Origin of the sequence: Croceibacterium salegens (genome assembly GCF_009827435.1) — a bacterium.
Classification (GTDB): domain Bacteria; phylum Pseudomonadota; class Alphaproteobacteria; order Sphingomonadales; family Sphingomonadaceae; genus Croceibacterium_B; species Croceibacterium_B salegens.
In genome coordinates, this window is the sequence record NZ_WTYM01000032.1 from 1 (window position 1) to 21,452 (window position 21,452).

The window sequence follows — 21,452 nt, forward strand, 5'->3', positions numbered from 1 at the left end:
GCCCACCACTCGTTCGCCGCTGAATTCGACCGTAACAAGCCGATCAAGCTGGAAGGCTCGGTCGTGAAGTTCGAGTGGGTCAACCCCCACTCGTGGATCCACATCAAGCTTCCCAACGGCCAGGTCTGGCGCGTTGAGGGCGGTGCCCCGTCGGCTCTGCTGCGTCGCGGCTGGAACAGGAACTCGCTGCCGGCCGGCACCAAGATCATCGTCCAGGCCTTCCAGGCCCGCGACGGCGATACCCGCGCCAGCGCCGCGGAAATCAGCTTCCCCGACGGCCGCGAGCTCTCGCTCGGCAACCCGACGACCGAAGCGGTCGCCGCCGCCGCCAAGCGCGCCGAAGGCAACTAAGCCGGATTATCCGCCCGCCGCGCAGGCTGCGCAGCGGGCGGATGCAGGAGTGCCGTGGCCGCCTGCGGCTGCGGCATTTTTGTTGCCCGCCCGGCCTGCGAAGTGCCGCAGCGCCGGGTCCGATGGACAAGACTCGGGCGGCCTGCTCGGCTAGGCTGCCTCGAAGCGAATCGCCTTCGCCAGCGGGGGTGAGGACAGGGAGTTATGGCACCATGCCACTGGTGAATATGAAGCCGCTGCTGCGCCACGCGATGGACAACGGCTATGCTGTCGCGGCGTTCAACCTGGTCGATTACGGTACGACGAAGGCCATGGTCGCGGCGGCCGAGGAACTCAACGCCCCGGTGATCTGCCAGACCAGCGCCAAGACCATCCAGTACTGGAGCCATCGCGAGATCGTCTCGTGGGTGCGCACCGTCGCCGACGATTCCGCCGTGCCGGTCGTGCTCCACCTCGATCACTGCAAGGACCTCGCGATGATCGAGGCCTGCGCCCGCGAAGGCTGGACCTCGATCATGATCGACGCATCGAGCATGCCCTTCGATGAGAACCTCGAAGTCTCCAAGCGCGTGCGCGACATCGCCGAGAAGTACGGCGTCGGCATGGAAGCCGAACTCGGCCAGATCATGGGCGTCGAAGACGACATGCACGTCGCCGAGGAGGACTCGGTCCTGACCGACCCCGAAGACGCCAGGGTGTTCTGCGATGCGCTCGACCTTTCCGCCTTCGCCTGTGCCGTCGGCACCGCGCACGGCTTCTACAAGGGCGAGCCCAAGGTCGATTTCGACCGCATCGAGGCGATCAACAAGGCGACCCGCACGCCGATGGCGCTACATGGCGGCACCGGCCTCTCGGACGATACCTTTGCCAAGGCGATCGCCCGCGGTAGCGCCAAGGTGAACATCTCGACCAACCTCAAGCACGTCTTTGTCGACAGTTTCGTCCAGTACACCAAGGACAAGCCCGGCGACTACGAGCCGCTCCGCGTGATCGATGCGCAGTACAAGGCCTGCAAGGACCTGTTCGGCGGCTTCATCGAGAAGTTCGGCGGCAAGGACCGTGCTCCCGCTTTCATGGCGCAGCATGGCTGAGGCGCGGATGATCGAGGCACTGATCTTCGACTGCGACGGCGTGCTCGTCGATACCGAGCGCGATGCGCACCGGGTCGGCTTCAACAAGGCCTTCGGCGAATTCGGCATCGACGCCGAATGGAGCGTCCAACTCTATGCGAATCTGCTGCTCACCGCGGGCGGCAAGGAACGCATGAAGGTCTATTTCGACGAGTTTGGCTGGCCCAATGACAAGGTCGCCGAATACGGCGGCAGGGACGAGCTGATCGCCGCCTTGCACAAGGAAAAGACCCGCATAACCTCGAAGCTCGTTTCGAGCCTGCCGGTTCGCCCGGGCGTGTTGCGGCTTGTCGATGAAGCGATTGATGCAGGTGTTCGGCTGGGCGTTTGCACCACTTCGAACCCGAAATTCATCGATGCCGTGCTCGACCTGTTCGGCCCGGCGCGGAAGGCGAAATTCGAGTTCGTCCATGCCGGGGACGTCGTCTCGAAGAAGAAACCCGCCCCGGAAATCTACGAGCTGGCCAAGCAGTCGCTCGGCCTGCCGCCCGAACGCTGCGTGGTGATCGAGGACAGCCGCAACGGCCTGCTCGCCGCCAAGGGCGCGGGCTTCCCGTGCCTCGTCACCACCAGCACCTACACCGTCGACGAGGACCTGTCCGAAGCCGACCGCATCGTCCCCGAACTGGGCGACGAACCGAATATCAACGTGACGCTCGCCGACCTGGACGAGCTGGCCGCGGCCCACGCGGCCTGAGGGAGAGAGTGGGAATGTCCGATATTACCCAGGCGATGATCGAGAAGGCGCTGCAGACCACCGCCGAGACGGTCCTGCGCAACGAACACTATTTTTCCGACCTCGACGGCCTCGCCGGCGACGGCGACTTCGGCACTTCGCTGGCCTCGGGCTTCAAGGCCATGAACCGCGAATGGGACGAGATCGACAAGAGCTCGATCGGTACGATGCTGCTCAAGATTTCGATGATCTGCTCTAAGCACGTTGGCGGCAGCTCGGGTCCGATCTGGGGCACCGGCTTCATGAAGGCCGCAATGCCGACGCGCGGCAAGACCGAGATCACGCTCGCCGAAGCGGCCGAGCTGCTGCAGAGCGCCATCGACGGGATCATGGCCCGCGGCGGCGCCAAGCGTGGCGACAAGACGCTGCTCGATGCGCTGTTCCCGGTGCAGGAAGCCATGGCCGCACACTCCGCTGCCGGTGACACCGCCTCCGCGCTCAAGGACGCCGCCGCCGCCGCCGACGCAGCGGTCGACGAGACCCGCTCGCTGCGCGCCGGCCGCGGCCGCGCCAGCCAGGTAGGCGAGCGCAGCACCAACACCCCCGACCCCGGCATCGTCGCCATCGCCACCATCCTGCAGGACTGGTGCAAGGCGTTCGGCGTGGAGAGCGCACCGACGGCCGAGGAAGTCAAGAAAGCCATCGCCTGATTTCAAATTCGACGGAGAGGAAAGACCGATGAAGAAGTTCGTCAACGACCCCGAACAGTTCGTACCCGAGTTCATGGCCGGCGTTGTCGCCGCCAATCCGGACCTGCTGGAAGCGATCCCGGAATTCCAGCTGATCAAGCGCAAGAACGTCGATGCCAGCAAGGTGGCCATCGTCCAGGGTTCGGGTTCGGGCCACGAGCCGGCGCACGTCATGGCCGTCGGCCCGGGCATGCTGACCGCCGCCTGCCAGGGTCCGGTCTTCGCCGCCCCGCCGGTCGACGCCTGCTACGAGACGATCAAGTCAGTCGCGACCGATGCCGGCGTGCTGGTGCTGGTCAACAACTACCAGGGTGACCGCATGGCGTGGGACATGGCCTGCGAAATGGCCGAAGCCGACGGCGTCACACTCAAGCAGTTCTGGATCAACGATGACGTCGCGGTGCAGGACAGCCTCTACACCGTCGGCCGCCGCGGCGTGGCCGGCAACTTCTTCGTTTTGAAGGCCTGCGGGGCTGCCGCGGAAGCCGGTGCCGACCTCGATGCGGTCTATGCCATTGCCGACAAGGTCAACTCGAACGTGCGCACGATGGGCCTGGCGCTGACCAGCTGCATCCCGCCGGCCAAGGGTACGCCGATCTTCGACATCGGCGACGACGAGATGGAAGTCGGCGTCGGCATCCATGGCGAACCGGGCCGCGAGCGGGCCAAGATCAAGCCGGCTGACGAGATCGTCGAGATGCTGTTCGATGCCGTCGCCAACGACCTGCCCTACAACTCGGGCGACCGCGTGGCGCTGATGATCAACGGCCTCGGCGGCACCCCGCCCGCCGAGCTCTACGTGCTGTACAACAAGGCCGCGCAGCTCTGCGCCGATCGTGGCCTGACCATCGCCCGCAACTATGTCGGCGAATACTGCACCGCGATCGAAATGGCAGGCTGCTCGCTGACCCTGCTCAAGCTCGACGATGAGCTGGAAAAGCTGCTGGCCGCTCCGGCGACGACAGCCTGCCGCATCTTCTGAGCCGCAAGGCTTGGCAACGAAAAGGGCCCGCCAGCCGGCAAGCTGGCGGGCCCTATCTTCGTTGCGCCTACTTATCGAGAACCAAAAACATTGCTGTCCACAAAATTCAGAGGCAGGCAATCCGCAAGCTAGAACGGCGCCTATGGAAACGTGCGCGGTTCTCTCGAAAAGATTATCCTCGCGCCACCCCATGAGGCCTTTGGAGGGGAGAGGAACGGCGATCATATGCGCCAGTTCGAAATCTATTGTAAATAGCAGTGCCTAGCCAAGCTCATCAATTAATGGCGCCTCGCCGATCGAATCGTGCGCATGACATCAAACGATCAGCATTATGTTGAGCCGGGAGTAATCGATTGTAGAGGGCAATTCGATCGGATCTCCGATCCTGTTCAGTGTAAGCCGAGCTGAGAGAAGTGCATTCTTCAGGAGATTCGAGTAGGCTACCATCTGCCCTCCATGCCGGAATGCGCTTTAGTGATGGGTTGCACCCAGCTCGGTGCCCGGATCAGATTTGATTGGAACAACGTAAATTGTAAGGAATGAAGGATTAGCCTGCTCTATTAAACGACGATAGATTTGTTTCAAGATTATCGCAGCCAAGGGGGCGCCGTCTTGGATCAATGCTGTCCAGCTAGGTGGATCCACCGCAAGACTACACGTCAGCTCCTTTCTGCCGGCAACTCGAGTGTGGCCAAAACGACTGCTCGTCGGTGCCATGACATGAACTGCATCCCTGGCGAGGACGATGTCACCTGCGGGACATGCTTCTGCATTCCCTGCCACGGCCGCCTATGGTTCGATTTCCTCTGCTATGACTGGTATGACTGGAGAGTCTCCGGCCACCAGTAGAGTTTTGCATACGAGGCACAAATCTATCTGCATCTGACGCTCGCGATTGAGCAGCACCTTACGTTACGAATCTTCGCTTGTAGCAGCAAAGAAGTCCACAACACCCGCGACAGAAAACCGAGGAAAGGCCAGCAGTTGCAGGCAGCTGAAGTATATAGCACTGAATTCACAGCACGGAATTCATGGTCGCAATACGATGGTCGGATGTCCAACTTGAAGCAAATCGATACGCAATGGGCGATATCTTCGCGACCTGTAACATATATGCCAAATTTGCTTCTAGTGGAGTCAAAATCACCTCCTGCAGCGATCATTTATTACGCAAGCACGTCGTTCGTGAGCACCTTGATTCGAAAGCACCTAAGCAATGACACCTACATCGTTTACCAAGAATTCCGTCGTTTCAGTTACAAAGCGTACGATAGCCTTCGGCAAGTCCCTGCATTGCCTAAGCTCCTGTTCTAGAGTGCTTTAAATGAATAATCGACGACGGTTAGTCGATCGCTAACCACCGCGCGATGAAGAAACCGTCAAGGCCTCCCTCGTCGGCGAGCATGCCCGGGTCGGTCATCACCCAACCCTCGGGTGTCGGCTGCAATCCGGCGGGCAGTTCCTCCGCACGGACCGGGTCCGGCGTCAGCGAAACGCCGTCGGCCTGCGCCTCGCCCTCGGCGCTTTCCAGCGAACAGACGGCGTAAACCAGCCGCCCGCCCGAGGCGAGCCAGGTGGCGGCGCGGGCGAGCAGGGCGGCTTGCAGTTCGGCCATTTCCTCGATGTGCCGCTCGCGAATGCGGTGAAAGACGTCGGGGTGGCGGCGGCAAGTGCCGGTGGCGGTGCACGGCGCGTCAAGCAGGATGGCGTCGAAGCGGTGCTTCGGTTCCCACTCCAGCACATCGGCGCGGACCGGCGAGGCCTTGAGACCGGTGCGCTTGAGGTTGTCCTTGAGCAGGTCGAGCCGCCGCGCGCTCATGTCGAGCGAAGTCACCTTCCAGCCCGCCGCGGCGAGCTGCAGGGTCTTGCCGCCTGGCGCGGCGCAGAGGTCGAGCGCGTGGCGCCCTTCACCCGGCCCGAGCAGGCGCGCAGGGATCGAGGCGGCAAGGTCCTGCGCCCACCACTTGCCTTCCTTGAACCCCGGCAGCTTCTCCACCGACGTCCCGCGCGGCAGGCGGACGTGGCCCGGCGCGAGCGAGAAGCCGCCCATCTCCAGCGCCAGTGCCGCAGCTTCGGCCGGGTCGCGCGTGGTCAGGTCGAGCTGCGGCGGGTAAGCGAGACCGGCGGCGATGGCCGGGGCCCGCTCGCCCCAGCGCTCGGCCACTTCGGGCGGCAGGGTCGGGACGTCGGGTAGCGTCACGCCCTTGCGATTGAGCGTCGAGAACACCCCGTGCGCCAGCCGCCGCGGTCCGCCGGCGAGCAGTTCGAGCCCGGTCGCCACCACCGCGTGCGGCGGGGTGTCGAGCCGTAGCCACTGCGCCAGCATCATGCGCAGCACCATGCGCGGCTTGGCATCGTCGGGCAGGCGCTGCTTCGTGGCGGAATCGATCAGGGCGTCGAGATCGACCAGCCAGCGCAGCACTTCGCTGGCGATGGCGCGGGCCAGCGCCCGGTCGGCGTGGTCGCGCAGGCCCTGCGTCGCCGCGCCTGCCGCCTGGTCGAGCGTCTCGCCCCGGCGCAGCACGGCATCGAGCAACTTGAGCGCGGCGCGGCGAGCGGGAAGTCCTGCGGTCTGGGGCATGCGCGCGGCCCTATCCGCGATTGCATCGCCGCGCCATAGCGGCCATCTTTCCGACATGACCAAGCGTGCCACAAAGCGGCCGGGGAAGTTCGCCAAGCCGGCCCACTGGACCAGCGAACCGCCGCCCGAGCCGAAAGCCGGATCGGACCACGAAGACCTGAGCCCGACGCGCTACGGCGACTGGGTCAAGAAGGGCATCGCGATCGACTTCTGACGCCGCGCGTCAGCCGATCCACCCCGCCAGTTCGCGACGGACGAGCGCTTCGAGCATGTCCATGCCGACCTCCCCGTCATTGAGGCATGCCAGCGCGGCATAATACGTGCCGCCAGCCGCGAGGAACTGTTCGCGGCCGCGGATAGCCAGTTCTTCGAGCGTTTCGAGGCAGTCGGCGGAAAAGCCCGGGGCAGCGACGGCGAGGCGCTGGGTGCCCTTGCGCGCCTCCTCCTCGAGCACGGCGTCGGTCGCCGGTTCGAGCCACTTGGCGCGGCCGAAGCGGCTCTGGAAGGTGGTGACGAAGCGCAGGCCGGGCCGGTCCATCGCGGCTTCGAGGAGGCGCGCGGTCTTGCGGCACTGGCAATGGTAGGGATCGCCGAGGTGCAGCGTGCGTTCGGGCATGCCGTGGAAGCTCAGCAGCAGGACCTCGGGCGCAAAATCCAGCGCATTGAGCTGCGCGCCGAGATCGCGCGCAAGCGCAGCAATGTGCACCGGATCGTCGTGGTAGGCGGGGAGCGTGCGCAGCGCGGGTTGCCAACGCATTTCCCGCAACTTGTCCCCGGCCTTGTCCACAACCGTCGCCGTCGTCGCGCCGCTGTATTGCGGGTAGAGCGGCGCGAGCAGGATGCGCTCGCAACCCTCGTCCATCAACGCCTGCAGCTCGTCGCCGATGGCCGGCTTGCCGTAGCGCATGGCGTGGCGCACCACCGCCGCATCGCCCAGCCGTTCCTGCAGCATGACGGCCTGCCGGGCTGTGATTGCTGCAAGTGGGGATCCTTCCTCGGTCCAGACCTGCGAATAGGCATGGGCCGACTTCTTTGGCCGTGTATTCAATATGATACCGCGCAGTATCGGTTGCCACGCCAGTGCCGGAATCTCGACCACGCGGCGGTCGGAAAGGAATTCGAGCAGGTAGCGTTTGACCGACTTCGCATCGGGCCCATCGGGGGTGCCGAGGTTGACCAGCAAGACGCCCACGGCGCCGCTCTTCACTGCAGCATGATCGGGGGGAGGATCTTGGCTCTGCCAGGTCATAGACTGCCCGATAGCAGCGGCAGGTGCCGCAGGCGAAGCCCGGTTGCCGAAAACAGCGCGTTGGCCACGGCCGGGGCGACCGGCGGCACGCCGATTTCGCCCGGATCGAAGGGCGGCGCTTCGCTGTCGATCAGTTGAATGGTGATTTCCGGGCAATCTTCCAGGGTCGGTAACTGGAGAGCCGCGAGACGCCCGTTGACGGGAAGCCCGCGCTCGTACTCGGCCGCCGAACTGAGTGCGAGGCCGAGGCCGTAGATGAGCCCGCCCTCGATCTGTTGCAGGGCGATGTCGCGGTTGACGACGCGGCCGATATCGACCGCGGCAAAGAGCTTGCTGACGCGAACCCCGCCTTCGCCGGCCCCGGCGGTTGCGACCAGCGCGATGTGCCCCCCGCTCTCGGCATCGCCCATGCGGTGGCAGGCGATGCCCTGCCCGCTGCCGCCCTCGCCGCCGCCCCAGCCGCCGAGCTGAGCCGCGGCCTGCAGGCACTGCGCGAGGCGCGGACTGCCGCCGAGCATCGACATGCGGAAGGCGAGCGGCTCCTGCTCGTGACGATGCGCTACCTCGTCGACGAAGCTTTCGACCATGAAGGCGGTGTAGCCGTGGGCGTTGCCGCGCAGGCGGCCGCTTGGCAGGCCGATCCTGACCGGCACCTGGTCGATCGCGACGTTGGGGATCGAATAGGCCGGCATGAGCCCTTCGAGCACCATCGGGTCGGTCTCGTCCTCGACGTCGTCGATGGCGGCCCACGTAGTTCGGTTGTCGAACAGGCGGCGTCCGAATTCCTGCGCGGCGGGTGGAACCGCGAGCCGGGCGCGGAAGGTGTCGATGTAGCCGCTCTCGCCGAGCCGGGCGCTGAGCACGGCGGAGACTGGCGGTCGTGGGCGCTCCATCAGGTGTTCCTGCCAGCGCGACCAGACGAGCTGGACCGGCCGCCCCGCCTCGCGGGCGATCAGTGCGGCCTCGATGGCGTGGTCGTGTTCGAGCCGGCTGTCAAAGCTGCCGCCCGCCGGCATCGGATAGAGCACGACGTCGTGGCTCGACATGCCGAGCGCCTTTGCCGCGGCCTTGCGCGCGGCTTCGGGGGCTTGAGAGGCGAGCCACAATTCGAGCCGCCCGTCCGCGAGGCGCGCGGTGCAGCTGGCGGTCTCGATTGCACCGTGCGCCGCAGGGAGGACGTCGTAGCGCAGCGCCAGCGACGGCTTGGTCATCTCGCCGTCTCCCTCGCCGCGCTCGGCCACCCGCTGCGGCTTGCCGTTGCGAACACCATCGTCGAGCGCACCGGCGATGCGATCACTCTCGAGCGGGTTGGCGACCTGGAAGCGCGGGGCGAGCGCGCCCAGCGCCTGCTCGGCGGCCCACCAGGTCTCGGCGACGGCGGCGATCCAGCGCTTGCCCTTGACGACGTTGAGCAGCCCGGGCGTGCCCGCTGCCGCGCGCTTGTCGAAACTCGACAACTCGGCGCGGCTCAGCGGACCGTGGCGGATTGCAGCGTAGGCCATGTCGGGCAGGCGCACGTCGCCCGCGAACTGGTGGCTGCCGTCGACCTTGGACGGCAGGTCGAGCCGCGGATAGTCGGTCTGCAGGTCTTCGCTGTCGAGGAAACGCGCGCTCGTTTCGGACATGTCGTCGGTGCGCAGCGGCGGGCGCGAGGGCGGATCGTATTCCGCCGCCTCCGCCGCGAGTTCGCCGAAGGTCGCGCGCTTGTCCTGGTGGGTCACGAGCCCGGCGGACGTGTCGCATTCCTCCCAGTCGACGTCCCAGCGGTCGGCGGCGGCCATGCACAGCATCGCCCGCGCGCTAGCGGCGGCCTCGCGGCATGGCATTTCGTAGGCCGCGAGAGTGGTACCGTCGGCTGTGAGGGTGAAGCTTTCGTCTTCGGCCCAGCGGCGCAGCAGGAGGTCGTCCGGCTCGTCGGCCAGCGCGGCAATTTCCGGGCGCCACAACGGCGACCACTTCGCCGCCAGCGGCAGGTTGGCATAGGCCCCGCTGACCGGTGCCGGAACCGCGGCGACCTGACGCCAGTCGGCCCCGAGTTCCATCGCCACGACTTGCGGCAGCAGAGTGGTGACCCCCTGCCCCATCTCGAGCTGCGGAACCGCGACGGTGATGACTCCGTCCTCGCCGATGGTCAGCCAGGCCCCGAAGGCCTGTTCGCCCGGCCCGGTCGGCAACTGCGCACCGTAGCGGCGCGGGAATAGAGACCACGCGACAAGCAGGCCGCCGCCGACGGCCGCGCCGGCGATCAACCCGCGGCGCGAGACCCGCACCGGTTAGCGGCTCCCTTCCCGGTCCAGCCATGCGGCTAGACGCGAGGCGATGACGGCGAAGGGCTTGCTCAGCGGACCGGGATTGGCTGCGGGTGGCTGGCCGGTGTCGCTGGCCACGCGAATTTCCATCGCCAGCGGCACGCGGCCGAGGAACGGCACGTCGAGCGCGCGGGCGGCCGCTTCCGCCCCGCCCTGCCCGAACGGGTCGGAGCTCTCCCCGCAGTGCGGGCAGACATAGCCGGCCATGTTCTCGACCAGCCCGACCACGGGCACGCCGACCTGGTTGAACAGGTCGATGGCCCGGGTGGCGTCGATCAGGGCAAGGTCCTGCGGCGTGGTAACGATGATCGCTCCGGCGGGCCGATGCTGCTGGATCATCGTCAGCTGCACGTCACCGGTGCCCGGCGGCATGTCGACCAGCAGCACCTCGGTTTCGCCCCAGTCGGCGCTCATCAGCTGGCCCAGCGCCTTTCCGACCATCGCCCCGCGCCAGGCGATCGCCTTGCCCGGCTGGATCAGCTGGCCCATCGACAGGAAGCGGATACCGAAATCGGTCTCGACCGGGATGAGCGTGTTCTCGTTGGCCCGCGGCTTCTGCTCGGCGGCGTCGAGCAGCATGACCTGGCTCGGTCCGTAAACGTCGGCATCGACCACACCGACCTTGCGGCCCGTTGCCGCCAATGCAACCGCGAGGTTGGCGGTCAGCGTCGACTTGCCCACACCGCCCTTGCCCGATCCCACGGCGATGATCCGCCGCGTCGGCTTGTCGGCCATCAGCGCGACGCGAACCTCGGAAATGCCCTCCACAGCGCCCAGGTGCTGTCTGATATCCTGTTCAAGCGCCTCGGCGTCGGCCTTCGCCATGCCGGAGGCATCGACCACGAGCGTCGCCGCTCCGCCCCGCGCCAGCACCTGCCTGACCCGGCCCGCCGCAGTTGGCGGCAAGGCTTCACGTATCGTAGTTTCTTCGATCATTGGCGCGCGTGCTAGCGCAAGGTCCGGTTACGTGCAGCGAAAACTTGGCCGCGGCCCCTGTTTTTCCGGCATCGGCCACCTATAAGGGTTGTCATGGAACACTCGAGTGGGTGGTTAGAGAGGATCGCGCTGGCAATGGCGGGCAAGAAGAGCCCTTGGGGAAATCCGGCTGGCGGAGGCGACGGCGAACCTGAAGGCAACGACGGCAACGAGCCGCGGAGCGAAGACAAGCCGCGCGGACCGCGCAATCCGTGGCTGCCCGGTGGCGGCAGCGACCGGCCGCGCCGTTCGGCGAACATCGAGGACATCTTCAAGCATCGCGGGCCCGAAGGTCCGCGCCGTGGCGGCGGGGGCGGTTCGAACTTCCGCCTGCCGCAGCGTCCCGGCGGTGGATCGTGGTTCCCGGTGGCGATCGGCGCGATTGCGCTCGCCTGGCTGGCATTTTCGATGATGCACCAGATCCAGCCGAAGGAGCAGGGCATCGTCACCACCTTCGGCAAGTACTCGCGCACGCTGCAGCCGGGCCTCAATTTCACGCTGCCCTGGCCGTTCCAGCACGTCGACGTTCAGCCGGTGTCGCAGATCCGCATCGAACAGATCCCCGAAGGCGCCGCGCAACGCCTGATGCTCACCGGCGACCAGAACCTCGTCGACCTGAGCTACCTCGTGCGCTGGAATATCAAGGACCTGAAGCAGTTCGAATTCCAGCTGCTCGATCCCGAAAGCACGGTGAAGGAAGTCGGCGAGGCCGCGATGCGCGCCTCGGTGGCCGAGGAACCGCTCAACCGGGTGCTGTCGGGCGCCGGGCGCGCCGACATCGAACTGCAGGTGCGCAACCGAATGCAGCAGGTCCTCGACGCCTATCGCTCGGGCGTCGCCATCCAGGGCGTCGAAATCCGCAAGACCGACCCGCCGACCGAAGTGGAAGAGGCGTTCAAGGATGTTTCCGCCGCGCAGCAGGAAGCGGAGAGCTACGTCAACCAGGCCGAGGCGGTGGCCCAGCAGGTCCTGGCCCGCGCGCAGGGCGACGCGACGGCCTTCAACAAGGTCTACGAACAATACAAGCTGGCCCCGGAAGTGACCCGCCGCCGCATGTATTACGACACAATGGAGCGCGTGCTGCGTAACACCGACAAGACCGTGATCGAGGCGCCGGGCGTGCAGGCCTACCTGCCACTCAACGAGCTGAACCGACGGGCCCAGACGGCACCCTCGAACACGCCGGGAGGCCAGTGATGGAAACCTTCTGGCATAACCACAAGATGAGCATCGTCGCGATCGTGGTGCTGGTCGTCGCGGCGCTTTCGACGATGATCGTCGTTCCGGAAACGAAGCAGGCAGTGATCGTCCGCACCGGTGAGCCGATCACGGTGGTCAACAAGTTCAAGCCGAACCAGCCCTATGGGCAGACCGGCGCAGGCATCTGGTACCGCATTCCGATGGTCGATACCGTGCAGTACATCGACAAGCGCGTGCTGACGGTCGACATGGACACCCAGCAGGTGCTCTCGACCGACCAGCTGCGCCTCAATGTCGATGCCTATGCCCGATACCGCGTGATCGATCCGGTCAAGCTGGTCGAAACCGTCGGCACTACCGAGAACTTCGAGGCCCAGTTGGCTCCGATCCTCTCGTCGGTGGTCCGCCAGGAACTCGGCCGCCGCAGCTTCGCCTCGCTGCTCACTGCCGAACGCGGCACGACCATGCTCAACATTCGCAACAAGCTCGACACCCAGGCACGCGAATACGGCGCCCAGGTCATCGACGTGCGGATCAAGCGCGCCGACCTGCCCGACGGCACTCCGCTGCAGTCCGCCTTCGCCCGGATGAAGACCGCGCGGCAGCAGGAAGCGGCGACAATTCGCGCGCAAGGCCAGAAGAACGCCCAGATCATCCGCGCCGACGCCGACGCCGAGGCCGCCAAGATCTATGCCGATGCCTATAACAAGGATCCGGGGTTCTACGATTTCTACCGCGCCATGCAGAGCTACGACCTGACCTTCGCCAAGCAATCGGGTGACGGCAGTGGATCGAGCCAGATCATCATGAGCAACGACAACGAATACCTGCGGCAGTTTCGCGGTCGCTAGCGGTGGGACATTAAACCGAGGTTCAGCCAAACAGGCGTGAAAGACTTCGGGGACAGTTGTAGATTGTTGGGGTGCGATGCACCCCGGAACAAGAGGATTACGAAGGACGTGAAGCCCGTGCGCTACTCATACGGAATCACCTCGGCCCTGCTTCTCGGTGGAGCGGCAGCAACTCTCATCACTGGCTTTCCTGCCGGCGCCCAGGTGGCGCAGAACGACGATCGGGCGATGGACCGGATCGTGCCCAAGCAGGGCGCGCCCACGAGCTTCGCCGACCTGACGGCGCAGCTGCAACCCGCGGTGGTCAACATCGCCACCAAGCAGCGAGTCCAGGTCAGCCAGAATCCGTTCCAGGGCACCCCGTTCGCCGACCTGTTCGGCAACCAGGGCGGCGGCACTCCGGCGACGCGCGAGGCACAGTCGCTCGGCTCCGGCTTCATCGTCTCGGCCGACGGATACGTCGTCACCAACAATCACGTCATCACCGCCGACGGACAGGGCAAGGTCGAGGAAATCTCCGTCACGACCGCCGACGGCACCGAATACCCGGCCACGCTGGTCGGTTCCGACGCCGATTCCGACCTCGCGGTGCTCAAGATCTCCGGCAAGAACGACTTCCCGTTCGTGCATTTTGGCGATTCCAAGCACGCCCGCGTCGGTGACTGGGTAATCGCCATCGGCAACCCGTTCGGCCTCGGCGGGACGGTGACGAGCGGCATCGTTTCGGCGGTCTATCGCGCCACCGGCGGCGGCGCCTACGATCGCTTCATCCAGACCGACGCCAGCATCAACCGGGGCAACTCGGGCGGCCCGCTGTTCGACATGCAGGGCAACGTCATCGGCATCAACAACGCGATCTTCAGCCCCTCGGGCGGCAGCGTCGGTATCGGTTTCGCGATTCCCGCCGACACCGCCGAACCGATCGTGCAGAAGCTGATCAGCGGCGAGGAAATCCTGCGCGGCTACCTCGGGGTGCAGATCAACCCGGTATCGGAAGACTTCGCCGATGCGCTCGGCATTCCGGCCAATCGCGGCGAGTTCATCCAGCGCGTCGAGAAGGGCGAGCCGGCGGACAAGGCAGGCCTTCAGGCCGGCGACGTCGTGCTCAAGGTCAACGGCAAGGACATCACGCCGGACCAGACGCTGTCGTTCATCGTCGCCAATATTCCGCCGGGCACCCGCGTGCCGCTCGAATTCATCCGCAACGGAAAGCGCGAGACGGTCCAGCTGGTCGTCGGCCGCCGGCCCAGCGCCGAGCAGCTCGCCAGCCAGCGGTTCGACCCGAGCAACAACAACGACCAGCAGGATAGCCTCGCCCCGGCCGGCAGCGGCCTCGTCGAGCGCGCGCTGGGCATTCAGGCGCTTGCCCTGACCCCGCAAATCTCGCGCCAGCTCGGCCTGACCGAAGGAACCTCGGGCGTTGTCGTGACGGCGGTCGATCCCAATTCCGATGCGGCCCAGAAGGGCCTTCAGCGCGGGACGGTGATCTACCAGGCCAACTACCGTGACATCGCCTCGCCGAAGGACCTCGAAGCCGCGGTCAGCGCGGTCAAGTCGGAAGGCCGCGAGGCCATCCTGCTGCGCCTGCAGCCGCGCGGCGGCCCGACCATCTCGGCGCCGATCCGCTTGCGCAACGACAACTGAGCGCGGCTGGGCGCTACTGACCCGGCGTCGCGTTCCGGCGCGGCGTCGGCCGGTCCTGCGGCAGGTCGCCACCCGTCGCCCGTTCCAGGAAATCGTCGCTGGCGGCTTGGGGAGTCGGTGACGGAACGGCCGGCTGCGGGCGTGCCGGAGCCGGCTGCTGGCGCGGCACCGGCGTAGCGGTGCGATCATCCGGCAGTGTCAGTGCGTCGCGGTCGTCACCGGCCCGGCTGGGTTCGACCAGGTTTCCGTTCTCGTCGATGAAGTAGTAGTCCTGCGGATCGCCGTAGAGATACTCGTCGTCGGGCTCGAGCTGCCATTCGGGCAACTGCACGTCGGTATCGAATTCCTCGACCGGACGGTCGCGCACGGCATAGCGCATGTATGCGGCGAAGGCGCGTGCCGGCGCGGTGCCGCCCTGCAATCCGCTCACCGGCTTGGCGTCGTCGCGGCCCATCCAGACACCGGTGGTAATGCCGCTTGAAAAACCGAGGAACCACCCGTCCTTGTTAGAATTGGTTGTGCCAGTCTTGCCCGCGACGGGACGGCCGATCTGCGCCGCGCGGCCGGTGCCGGTGTTGACCGCGGTCTGCAACAGATCGGTGATGCCCGCGGCAACGTAGTCGGGCACCAGTTGGTTGCTGCGCGCCTGCGCGTGCTGGTAGAGAACGCGGCCATCGGTGGTGGCGACCTTGACAATGCCGTAGGGTTCGACCGACCGGCCGCCGGCGGAGACTTCGGCGAAGGCACGGGTCATGTCGATCACCCGGGTTTCGGACGTGCCGAGAACCATCGAGGGGTAGGTCGAGATTGGCGTGGTAATCCCGAAGCGCCGGGCCATCGAGGCGACCGTGCCGAACCCGACCTCGTTGCCGAGCTGCGCCGCAACCGTGTTCTTGGAATAGGCGAAGGCCGCGCGGACGTCGATTGCGCCAGCGTAGTTGCTGCTGCGCGGTGTCCAACCGTTGATCGTGGTCTCCTCGTCATGCACCGTGGAATCCGGCGTGTAACCGGCTTCAAGGGCAGCAAGGTAGACGAACAGCTTCCATGCCGAACCGGGCTGGCGCACCGACTCGGTGGCGCGGTTGTAGTTCGTCGCGACGTAGTCGGTTCCGCCGACCATCGCGAGGATCGCGCCGTCACGGTCTAGGCTGACCATGGCGCCTTGCGCACCCGAAGGAACATTGGCCTTGATCGCCGCCGTGGCCGCACGCTGCATGCCGAGGTCGATCGTCGTCCACACCTCGATCGGCTCGTAGCTGTCGTAGGGCAGCAGGAGGTCGAGCTGGGGCAACGCCCAGTCGGTGAAATAGCGGACGGAGTTCTGCCCGCCTTCGCCCTTGATCTTGACGGTGTCGAGATCGACCGAAGCTTCGGAATGCGAGATCATCCCCTGTTCGCGCATCAGCTGCAGCACGACGTTGGCCCGCCCAACCGCGGCATCTACGTCGGCCGTCGGCGAATAGCGGCTCGGCGCCTTGACCAGGCCGGCGATGATCGCCGCCTCGGGGACGCTGAGCTCGGTCGCGGGGTGACTGAAGAACTTCCGCGAGGCGGAATCGATGCCATAGGCTCCGCCGCCGAAATAGACCTTGTTGAGGTAGAGCTCGAGAATCTGTTCCTTCGAGAACTTGGCTTCGAGCGCCATCGCCAACACGGCTTCGCGAAACTTGCGGTCGATCGTGCGGTTCGAATTGAGGAAGACGTTGCGGGCCAGCTGCTGGGTAAGCGTCGAGGTGGCGCCGAGCCGCCGGTCGCCCGTCCCCCAGACATAGACCGCGCGCATCAGCCCGATCGGGTCGACGCCGAAGTGCGAATAGAACCGGCGGTCCTCCACCGCGACCATCGCATCCTTCATCGACTGCGGAATCTCTTCCGATGTCAACCACTTGCCGTAGCTCGGACCGAGCACGACGATTTCCGTCCCGTCGCGGGCCCGCACGACGACGTTCTGCCCGTTCTGGCTGCTCATCAGCGACGAGTAATTCGGCATCGAACGCGCGGCGAAGAGTACCGCGCTGCCGAGCGCGATCACGCCGAGCAACGCCAGCGCGCCACCCCACACTATTCCGCGCCGCAGCCACAGGCGCCAGCCCGACTGCGTCTTTTCCCTTTCCGCGCGGCGGCTAGTTTCCTGCCGTTTCCGTTTTCTGGAGCGCTCGCCCCGCCTGATCGCCATCCGTACCCGTCAGCTTCGCCGTTTGAAATCGGTCCCGATTAGTCCCGACTTGGTCCCGCCGCCATGCATAAGCTAAACCGAACACCGCGTTAACGGTGCGGAGCAGCGCTATCCCGCCTTTTCGTATGCCAATCGCCGCCAATTGCCTTCCACGAGCCGTTCGGCAAGCAATCCCGCCGGGGACAGTGCAGATCGAGGGGACACCATGAGTACCGCAACCACATCGCCCGAACAGCCGTCGCTGCGCTATCGGACGGAGGATTTCGCCCATCCTCTGGGCGATTGCGACATGATCATGAAGGGCGGCGTCACCTCGGGTATCGTCTACCCCTACACCGTGCTCGAGATTGCCAAGCAGTACCGCTTGCGTGGACTTGGCGGCACCTCGGCCGGGGCGATCGCCGCGGCTTTCGCCGCTGGCGCCGAATTCGCCCGCCGCAACGGCGACCTGGGGGGATTCAAGCGCTTGCAAGAGCGGTGCGAGGAACTCCCGCGCATCCTCTTGTCGCTGTTCCAGCCAGATCGCGAGCTCAACCCGACCGTCAAGCGGCTCTACGCCGCGTACAAGAGTGGCGGCATCGCGACGATCCTACCGCGCCTCCTGACCGCAGGGGCGCTTGTCGGGGTGCTGATCGGCATCCTCGGCTGGGCATGGAGCCGAAACTGGGTGATCGGCCTACTCGCAGGGTTGTTAGCTGCCATCCTCGCGTTCGGCGTGGCAGTCTACGGCAACTACGTGCGCCCGATCCACAAGGCGTGGAAGCAGTTACCCGACAACGGCTTCGGCATCTGTTCGGGCCTGTCCAACAGCGAGGGTGGACCGCCCGCGCTGACCGAATGGCTCCACGACGCACTGCAATACATTGCCTACGGCGACACGGCTGCGGGCAAGCCGCCGCTGACCTTCCGCGACCTGACGACGCTGCCGACACCCGATGCCGTCCCGATCGAATTGATGATGGTGACGACCAACCTGTCGATGCGTCGCCCGCACACCCTGCCCGACCTCGGCGTCAGGGCAGGGTTCGACCTGAATCGCTGGAAAGAACTGTTCCCGCCGCCGATCATCGAGCACCTCAAGGCGAAGACGACCCCATGGCCCGGACACGCCAGCAACGTGCGCTTGATGCCCGGCGCGAAGCCCTCTCCCGACGCTGCACCTGGCACCTATCCCGAGGTGGGAGAACTCCCGGTCCTTGTCGGCGTACGGATGAGCCTCAGCTTCCCCCTGTTGTTCTCCGCGGTTGACCTGCTCATGGAAGACACCGAGCTGCCCGAGACACTCGCGAAGCTGGGAGCCGAACGCGCGTCCGGGGCGGGCGTGGATGCGCTGAAGCGGGTTACCTTTTCCGACGGCGGGTTGAGCAGCAATTTCCCGATCCACCTGTTCGATTCGCCGCTACCGACCCGCCCGACATTCGCCATCAGCCTCGAGGAACTGCCGGTAAGAGGCGACAAGGTGCGCAAGCGTGTGGCGTTCCCTGGGGACGCGACGGAAACCGCCGGCGTGATGATCAAGGAGCTATCCTCGGTCAAGGAATTCGGTTGGCAGCTGGTCGATTCGGCCAAAGACTGGCAGGACCAGTTGATGTCCGAGCTGACCGGGCAGCGCGAACGTGTCGTGCGCGTCTACCTGACGTCTGAAGAAGGCGGGCTCAACCTGGACATGGATCCCAATCGCTCGCGCACGCTGATGGATTTCGGGCTCGAGGCCGGGCAGGAGTTCTGCAAGGGCAGCGAAAGCGGCGGGTTCGACTTCGACGAGCACCGCTGGCACCGTCTGGTGGTGCTCTACGATCACCTCGACCGGATGCTGACCAAGCTCGACCAGGTCTGGACGCCGGCCTACCATGACTGGTTCGACACCTATCGCGCCAAGGTCAAGAGCTACGGCGTCATCGACCCGGCAGAGCGCGAGAATATCCTTGAAACCGTTAACGGACTCGTCGGAGCCTATCGCGGACTGTCCGAGCGCTACCCGATCAAGCTCGAACGGCGCGACGAGACCTTCCCCAAGAAGCGCGGCAAGATGGGCATCGGCCCGAAATACTGAGCGCTAATCCTCGGGCTCGAAATCGAGCGCGGCGCTGTTGATGCAGTAACGCATGCCGCCTCGGTCGCTCGGCCCGTCGGGGAAGACGTGGCCAAGATGGCCCTGGCACGTGGCGCAGACCACTTCGGTCCGGATCATGCCGTGCGACATATCGCGGTGTTCCTCGACTGCATTGCTGTCGGCAGGCTTGACGAAGCTCGGCCAGCCCGAGCCGGAATCGAACTTGTCGTAGCTCTCGAACAGCGGCTGCCCGCACCCGGCGCAGCGATATTCGCCGGCCTCTTTGTTCTGCTCGTACTCTCCGGTGAAGGCGCGTTCGGTCACACCCTGGCGCAGGATGGCATATTGCTCCGGCGTCAGCCGCTCGCGCCACTCCGCATCGGACAGGTGGATTTTCTCATCGGGCATGGGATCCTCCTTTGCTGGAGATATCGGGTTCAATTCCTCCCTTGCAAGGGGAGGGAGACCATCCGCAGGATGCTGGAGGGGCACGTTCGGCAAAGAATGAGCCGATGTGGCGATCATCCGATGGCGCCCCTCCACCACGTCGTGGTCCCCCTCCCCGTTCCGGGGAGGAATTCAAGAGTTCGGATCGTTATAGCCCGGGGGCGGCGGCAGGCCTTCCATTTTTTCGGTCAGCAGCGGGCGGAAGCTCGGGCGGCTCTTCATGACCCGGTACCAGCCGCGCGCCTCGCCGTGTCCCGACCAGTCGATCCCGCCGAGGTAGTCGGCGACCGAGATCTGCGCCGCGGCAGCAAAGTCGGCGAGGCTGAGCTGCGCGCCGGCGATCCAGCGGCGGTTGTCGATCAGCCAGTCTATGTAGTCGAGATGCTCGTGCGCCAGACGCATCGCCTCGCGCAGGGTCTTACTGTCAGGCGAGGAACGCAGGACCAGCCGCTTCTTCATCCGCTCGTTGAGCAGCGGCAGCGTGACCTCGCCGAAGAACTGCTCGTCGAACAACGCCACGAGGCGGCGGATTTCGGCCCTTCCGGCGGCGGTGCCGAGGATCAGCGGCGCCTTGTCCTCGGTCTCCTCAAAGTATTCGCAGATCGCCTGGCTATCGATCAGCGTGATGCCCTTGCCCTCGTCGCGCACAACGGGTGTGCGGCCGGCCGGATTGAGCGCGAAGAAGGCGTCGCTGCCTTCCCAGGGATTGGCGCGGCGTAGCTCGAACGCGACGCCCTTTTCGGCCATCGCGAGGCGCACCTTGCGGCTGAACGGACAAAGGGGGAAGCAATGGACCTGCCACATGGCGGGCCGCAATGCCGCATGCGGGGCGGCGCGTAAATAGCGCTGTGGACCAATGTCCTAGGTTATGAGTTCAGAGCCCCGATGCTTCGAGCGACGCGAGGCACCCGGGCATTGCCCTGGCCAGTGCGTCGTCCTTTGTGAGCGATTTGATTTCTTCCTTGAGCAGGGCCGAAACCTGCGCGCGGCTGAGCGAATTGCTGTCCATCAGCGAAGCCATGGCGCGCACGAAATATTCCATCCCGCGTGCCCGCAGTTCAGGAATTTCGCCGAGCGACTTGTCGCCATGTTCCTGCAAGTTGGCCGCTAGCGAGAATGCTGCCGAGCAGCGCACCAGCACCTTCTGGTCGGGCGTGAGCTGCGGGGCTTCCTGCGCCGAGACGCCGGTGGAGGCGGCAACGAGCAAGACGGAGGCAAGGAGAATCTTTCGCATGGCGAGCGCCTATAGCAGCGCGATTGCCCCGAAGTGAACGCGCCGCGGGAACGTCTGTCAGGACTGGCCCATTTCCTCGAGCTTGCGTTCGACTGCCGTCCACAGCCGCTCCATGCCCTTCGAGGTGTCGCTCCAGTTTGCGAAGGTCGGCACGGGCGCACGGCGCGCGGCGGCCTGTTCGCCCCAGGTGCTCGCTGGGATGACCGGCCAGCCCTGTGCGAAGCCCTCACGCGCTTCGCGGTGCAGGCGTCGGCGAGTGTCGTACATGGAAAGCACCGGCAGGACCGGGGGATGCCGGTCGTGCCGCGCCAGTTCGGCCCGAACTTGCGCCATGGCCCGGGCGGAGAGCGGCGACGGCGGCAGCGGCAGGACGATGACATCGGCGGCGCGGATGATCTGGTTGCTTACCTCGTTCATCATCGGCGGGCAATCGCGAATGATCCGGTCATAGTCCGACGAGAGGGATCGGCAGATCTTGCTGATCCGTTTGCGCGCAACGATGCGAACGAGCTGGACCGGCATCTCGCACAGGCTGATGTCGCCGGGCAGCATGTCAAGGTTGGGATAGCGGCTCGCGGTTATGAGCTTGCGCGGCTTGCCGTCGTTGCCGAACACGCTGATTGCCCGCGCTCGGCTGGGCGGTTCCTTGTCGAGCAGGTATCCCGAGCCACCTTGCGGATCAAGGTCCCAGATCTGGGTACGATGGCCGGAAACCGACGCGCAGCGCCAGGCGAAGTCGACAGCGAGCGTCGTCTTCCCCACGCCTCCCTTCACGCTGTAAACAGCAATGACCGTCAAGGACCCGTTAACCGTCTTTCTCAGGTGTCAGGACTACCAAGGTATGG

The 21,452-nt window shown here is 65.5% G+C and carries 19 protein-coding genes; 10 read left to right on the forward strand and 9 right to left on the reverse strand.

Annotation, left to right across the window (positions count from 1 at the left end; translation table 11 throughout):
- From GRI89_RS05575 to dhaK, 5 genes are all read left to right on the forward strand, one after another.
- The coding region (locus tag GRI89_RS05575) for a DUF6152 family protein (protein WP_159793063.1) at window positions 1–351 on the forward strand (351 nt) is incomplete at its 5' end.
- A 212-nt stretch (window positions 352–563) separates the two neighbouring features.
- Window positions 564–1,442: a class II fructose-bisphosphate aldolase gene (locus GRI89_RS05580; protein ID WP_159793065.1), complete on the forward strand. Its 879-nt coding sequence runs from the start codon at window positions 564–566 to the stop codon at window positions 1,440–1,442.
- The gene (locus GRI89_RS05585; RefSeq protein WP_159793067.1) at window positions 1,435–2,178 is read left to right on the forward strand and encodes an HAD-IA family hydrolase; all 744 of its coding nucleotides are present in this window, start codon (window positions 1,435–1,437) and stop codon (window positions 2,176–2,178) included. Before GRI89_RS05580 ends, GRI89_RS05585 begins: the two co-directional genes overlap by 8 nt.
- 14 nt (window positions 2,179–2,192) lie before the next feature.
- A complete protein-coding gene (gene dhaL, locus GRI89_RS05590; RefSeq protein WP_201290873.1) occupies window positions 2,193–2,867 on the forward strand; it encodes a dihydroxyacetone kinase subunit DhaL in 675 nt (224 codons plus the stop codon).
- A 28-nt stretch (window positions 2,868–2,895) separates the two neighbouring features.
- Window positions 2,896–3,888: a dihydroxyacetone kinase subunit DhaK gene (gene dhaK, locus GRI89_RS05595; RefSeq protein WP_159793069.1), complete on the forward strand. Its 993-nt coding sequence runs from the start codon at window positions 2,896–2,898 to the stop codon at window positions 3,886–3,888.
- 1,342 nt (window positions 3,889–5,230) lie between these two features.
- Here the strand turns inward: dhaK and GRI89_RS05600 are convergent.
- Entirely contained in the window at window positions 5,231–6,469 is a 1,239-nt protein-coding gene (locus GRI89_RS05600; protein WP_159793071.1) for an RsmB/NOP family class I SAM-dependent RNA methyltransferase, read from the reverse strand.
- 55 nt (window positions 6,470–6,524) lie between these two features.
- Here GRI89_RS05600 and GRI89_RS05605 point away from each other — a divergent pair, with 55 nt between their 5' ends.
- Window positions 6,525–6,683: a DUF1674 domain-containing protein gene (locus GRI89_RS05605; RefSeq protein ID WP_159793072.1), complete on the forward strand. Its 159-nt coding sequence runs from the start codon at window positions 6,525–6,527 to the stop codon at window positions 6,681–6,683.
- 9 nt (window positions 6,684–6,692) lie between these two features.
- Here GRI89_RS05605 and hemH read toward each other — a convergent pair whose 3' ends face one another.
- Genes hemH through GRI89_RS05620 form a run of 3 tightly spaced genes read right to left on the reverse strand, consistent with a single transcriptional unit; the run spans window position 6,693 to window position 10,963 of the window.
- Complete coding sequence (gene hemH / locus GRI89_RS05610; protein WP_159793074.1) at window positions 6,693–7,718, reverse strand: ferrochelatase; 1,026 nt, start codon at window positions 7,716–7,718, stop codon at window positions 6,693–6,695.
- A complete protein-coding gene (locus GRI89_RS05615) occupies window positions 7,715–9,988 on the reverse strand; it encodes a xanthine dehydrogenase family protein molybdopterin-binding subunit (RefSeq protein WP_328598107.1) in 2,274 nt (757 codons plus the stop codon). Before GRI89_RS05615 ends, hemH begins: the two co-directional genes overlap by 4 nt.
- A gap of 3 nt (window positions 9,989–9,991) precedes the next feature.
- Entirely contained in the window at window positions 9,992–10,963 is a 972-nt protein-coding gene (locus GRI89_RS05620; RefSeq protein WP_159793076.1) for an Mrp/NBP35 family ATP-binding protein, read from the reverse strand.
- A gap of 135 nt (window positions 10,964–11,098) precedes the next feature.
- Here GRI89_RS05620 and hflK point away from each other — a divergent pair, with 135 nt between their 5' ends.
- The 3 genes from hflK to GRI89_RS05635 all read left to right on the forward strand — a co-directional run bounded on the left by hflK (window position 11,099) and on the right by GRI89_RS05635 (window position 14,697).
- Entirely contained in the window at window positions 11,099–12,199 is a 1,101-nt protein-coding gene (gene hflK, locus GRI89_RS05625) for an FtsH protease activity modulator HflK (RefSeq protein WP_159793078.1), read from the forward strand.
- A complete protein-coding gene (gene hflC / locus GRI89_RS05630) occupies window positions 12,199–13,053 on the forward strand; it encodes a protease modulator HflC (protein WP_159793080.1) in 855 nt (284 codons plus the stop codon). The genes hflK and hflC overlap by 1 nt, the downstream gene beginning before the upstream one ends.
- A gap of 117 nt (window positions 13,054–13,170) precedes the next feature.
- Window positions 13,171–14,697, forward strand: a complete 1,527-nt coding sequence (locus tag GRI89_RS05635) for a Do family serine endopeptidase (RefSeq protein ID WP_328598112.1) — start codon at window positions 13,171–13,173, stop codon at window positions 14,695–14,697.
- Window positions 14,698–14,710: 13 nt separating this feature from the next.
- Here the strand turns inward: GRI89_RS05635 and GRI89_RS05640 are convergent, their stop codons facing one another.
- A complete protein-coding gene (locus tag GRI89_RS05640; RefSeq protein ID WP_159793082.1) occupies window positions 14,711–16,873 on the reverse strand; it encodes a transglycosylase domain-containing protein in 2,163 nt (720 codons plus the stop codon).
- 205 nt (window positions 16,874–17,078) lie between these two features.
- Here GRI89_RS05640 and GRI89_RS05645 point away from each other — a divergent pair, with 205 nt between their 5' ends.
- A complete protein-coding gene (locus GRI89_RS05645; RefSeq protein ID WP_159793083.1) occupies window positions 17,079–18,926 on the forward strand; it encodes a patatin-like phospholipase domain-containing protein in 1,848 nt (615 codons plus the stop codon).
- 3 nt (window positions 18,927–18,929) lie between these two features.
- On the opposite strand, the gene msrB is transcribed toward GRI89_RS05645, so the two are convergent.
- The 4 genes from msrB to GRI89_RS05665 all read right to left on the reverse strand — a co-directional run bounded on the left by msrB (window position 18,930) and on the right by GRI89_RS05665 (window position 21,405).
- A complete protein-coding gene (gene msrB / locus GRI89_RS05650; RefSeq protein WP_159793085.1) occupies window positions 18,930–19,334 on the reverse strand; it encodes a peptide-methionine (R)-S-oxide reductase MsrB in 405 nt (134 codons plus the stop codon).
- Window positions 19,335–19,505: 171 nt separating this feature from the next.
- On the reverse strand, window positions 19,506–20,177 hold the full coding sequence (locus GRI89_RS05655; RefSeq protein ID WP_159793087.1) for a glutathione S-transferase family protein: 672 nt from the start codon (window positions 20,175–20,177) through the stop codon (window positions 19,506–19,508).
- 70 nt (window positions 20,178–20,247) lie between these two features.
- Window positions 20,248–20,607 (reverse strand): hypothetical protein, encoded by a 360-nt coding sequence (locus tag GRI89_RS05660; protein ID WP_159793089.1) that lies wholly within the window; start codon window positions 20,605–20,607, stop codon window positions 20,248–20,250.
- 57 nt (window positions 20,608–20,664) lie between these two features.
- Window positions 20,665–21,405 (reverse strand): ParA family protein, encoded by a 741-nt coding sequence (locus tag GRI89_RS05665; protein WP_159793091.1) that lies wholly within the window; start codon window positions 21,403–21,405, stop codon window positions 20,665–20,667.
- Window positions 21,406–21,452: the final 47 nt, after the last annotated feature.